The sequence below is a fragment of the Actinosynnema sp. genome (assembly GCF_052038725.1).
Genome location: NZ_JBQGCX010000104.1, coordinates 1 through 3,224 on the forward strand (window position 1 = coordinate 1; position 3,224 = coordinate 3,224).

Annotated in this window: 3 protein-coding genes; all 3 read right to left on the reverse strand. The window is 73.9% G+C overall.

Annotated elements, in window-relative coordinates; translation table 11 throughout:
* Nucleotides 1-450 (reverse strand): aminotransferase class III-fold pyridoxal phosphate-dependent enzyme (locus ACTUAL_RS02045; RefSeq protein WP_440899062.1); only part of this gene is annotated, 450 nt, incomplete at its 3' end.
* Nucleotides 450-2,039, reverse strand: a complete 1,590-nt coding sequence (locus tag ACTUAL_RS02050) for a trehalose-6-phosphate synthase (RefSeq protein ID WP_440899063.1) — start codon at nucleotides 2,037-2,039, stop codon at nucleotides 450-452. The genes ACTUAL_RS02045 and ACTUAL_RS02050, both read right to left, overlap by 1 nt.
* Nucleotides 2,040-2,112: 73 nt before the next feature.
* Nucleotides 2,113-2,997 carry an SDR family oxidoreductase gene (locus ACTUAL_RS02055; protein ID WP_440899064.1) on the reverse strand — a complete coding sequence of 295 codons (885 nt, stop codon included), beginning with the start codon at nucleotides 2,995-2,997 and terminating at the stop codon, nucleotides 2,113-2,115.
* Between the last annotated feature and the right edge of the window lie 227 nt (nucleotides 2,998-3,224).

Here is a 3,224-nt window from a genome sequence, read left to right on the forward strand (position 1 = left end):
GGTCCCGTTGTAGCTGGCGGTCGCGATGGTCTGGCCGAGGTGCCCCCGGAACGGCACCACCACGTCGCGCTTGCCGGTGTGCCACTGGGCCATCTTGATGGCGCCCTCGTTGGCGGTGGACCCGCCCGCGCTGCGCAGGTTGACCCGGTCCAGCCCGTCCGGCGCCAGCTCCGCGAGCAGCTCCAGCACCCGGTTGGTGGGCGCGGTCTGGAACGAGGAGCTGGCGAACACCAGCTCGTCGGCCTGCCGCTTGACCGCCGCCACCACCTCGGGGTGGTTGTGCCCCAGCACGAGGTTGAACGTGCCGGACACGCAGTCCAGGTACTCGCGCCCCGACTCGTCCCACACCCGCACGCCCTCGCCGCGCACCAGCAGCGCGTCGCCGAGGCCGTAGTAGGCGGCGTCGTGCGCGGCCTGACTGCCCTGCCTGACCGCGTCCCGCGCCGTCATCAGCGCAGCCCCAGGCTGGCCAGCTGGTCGTCCACCCACCGCTCCAGCGTCCACGGCCGCGCGGTGTCCCGCCGCACCTGCGCCGCCCGCGCCCGGTCCTCGCGCGGGGCCAGCAGCCCGGCCGCGATCGCCTCGGCCTGCTCGGCGACGTCCTGCGGGTTCACCTCCCGGCACACCGGCCCGAGGATCTCCGCGGCGCCCGCCAGCTCCGACAGCACCACGTCCGCGTCCCGCCGGTTCACCAGCGGGGCCTCGAACACGCTCAGGTTCTGACCGTCCACAGTGGAGTTGAACACCAGCAGGTCGGCCCGCTCGAAGCAGCCGAAGGTGTGGTTCACGTCGTTGTCGCAGTGCGTGCGCACGGTGTCCGCGCCCAGCTCGGCGTTGGCCCGCTCGACCTCCTCCTCCACCCGGCGCACGTAGTCGGCGTTGGCGGGCACGTACAGCCGGTTGGGGTTCATCCGCACCAGCATCCGCGTCCCGCGCAGCTCCGGGTTGTCCCGCACGGCGCGGGTGAACGCCCGCACCGCCCGCCAGCCGTTCTTGATCGGGTCGGTGCGCCCGGAGTGCACCACGAGCTTCGCGTCACCGGCCCACTCGGCGATCCCCGGCGGCAGCGCGGACTCCCGGCGCCGCACGGTCTCCGGGCTGTACCCGAGCGGCTGGGCGAGCACCCGCGTGGTGCGCCCGCGCCGGCGCACGGACGTGCCCTCCACCTCGGCGTCCGGCAGCAGGTCGGCTACGCAGGCCAGGAAGTTGCGCACCCAGCGGGCGCTGAAGAACCCGATGACGTCGGAGGCGAGCATCCCCTCCAGCACGCTCACCCGCACCTGCTTGGGCATGATCCGCCAGTAGTCCGCGGACGGCCAGGGGATGTGCACGAACAGCAGGATCGGCGCGTCCGGCCGCGCCGCCCGCACGTGCTGCGGCACCCGCACGAGCTGGTAGTCGTGCACCAGGAACACCGGCGAGTCCACGCCTTCGGAGCGGCGCAGCAGCTCGTCGGCGAAGTCCTCGGTGAAGCGCCCGAACAGCTCCCACACCTCGCGCGTGGACCCGTCGAACGTGGGCGTGGTCCACCGGTCCCAGCCGTAGTTGTTGCCCGCCCACATGAGCTCGGCGGTGAACAGGTCCTGCACCGCCCGGAACACCTGGCGGTCGTGCCGGATCTGGTGCAGCCGGATGGACCGCCCGGAGGGCAGCTCGACGACCGCGCCGTCCGGGTTCTGCTCGACCGCGCGGTGGTCGTCGTCGGTGTCGGCGCTGGCGATCCAGGACACGTCGAGGTACCCGGCCTGCTCGGCGACGACGTTCCCGGTGCCACCGGGGGCGAGCCAGGCGCGGAGCTCGCCGGACTCGTCGGGCGCGTAGGTGACGACGGCGCGCTTGCTGGCGAGGAACAGGTGCTCGGCGCGGAGGGGGGCGGCGGGGGAGACGTCGGGCGTGGCCCGCGCGCCCGCCTGGGTGGTCGGGGTGGGGATCGGGTTCCGGGCCGGGTCCTGCGCCGCGCTTCGGGCCGGGGCCGTGCTCTGCGCCGGTTCCGGGTCCGGGTTCGCTGCGCCGGTAGGGTCGGTGTGCTGCTGCGTCAACGGTCCTCCACTGCTCGGACTTCCTCGGGTCGTCCTGCTCCAGCTGGTCCTGCTCCGGGCCGCCCTCCCCGCGTCAGCCCTCCCGTGGCAGTCGGCGCGCGCTCACGTCCACCCCTTCCGGCGCCAACCCGGCCAGCTCGGGCAGCAGCGCCGCGCGCTCGCTGTGCAGGCAGGCGTTCTCGGGGCGGCAGGCGTACGCGCTGTCCGCGCGCCGCACCGGCCGCAACAACCCGGCGTCCAACCCCTGCGCGGTGGCGATCCGCCGCGCCCACTCCAGCCTGCTGAGCCGGTCGGGCCCCCCGAGGTGCAGCACCCCGGTGCGCCGGGCTGCCAGCAGCGCCACCACCCAGGCCGACACGTCGTCCACGTGCACGGGCGTGTTCCAGTGGTCCTCGGGCACGTCCAGCTCCCGCCCGTCCCGCAGGGCCCGCAGGCAGGTCGTGGCGAAGTTCGGCCGCAACCCGTCCGGGTCCCACCCGTGCACCAGGCTGACCCGGAGGGCCAACGCGCTGCCCCGCTCCAGGAACGTCCGCTCAGCGGCGAGCTTCGCCGCGCCGTAGGCGTTCGCGGGCGAGACCGGGTCGGACTCCCCACTGCTGGCACGGGTCCCGTCGAACACGTTGTCGGTGGATATCAACACCACGTGCCGCCCCTCGACGGCGTCGGCGATGTTCCGAGCCCCACCGACGTGAGCCTCGCGGGCGAGCGCGGGATTCGCCTCGCACCAGGTGATGTCGGACGGCCCGTGCACCACCACAACACCCTCAGGCGCGAGCTCCGCCACGAGCTCCCGACAGGCCCGCCCATCCCGAACGTCCAACTCCCGCCAAGGCGCCCCACCAGCAGCCCCCGCCCCAGGCCGCCGCCGCGAGCACACCACAGCGTCAACACCACCAGCCCGCAGCCGCCCAGCGACCGCACCACCCAGGTACCCGCTCCCGATGACCAGCACCCCCATCACGTACCCCCGTTCCCAGCCCACACGCTGCGGCCTCCCGCACCCTCCCGGCGGGCAGGGGGCGGGGAAGTGTGATCAAGCTGCTGAACAGGGGGAACGGCGGCAGGGCAACTAACGATCACCCTCGTGGACCCTCCGGTCCCACCGCACCCCCAACCCGTTTCCCCACCGCACGCCCCCACAACCCCCACCCGCCGCCCCGACGACCGGGTCCTTCACCCGCGTCG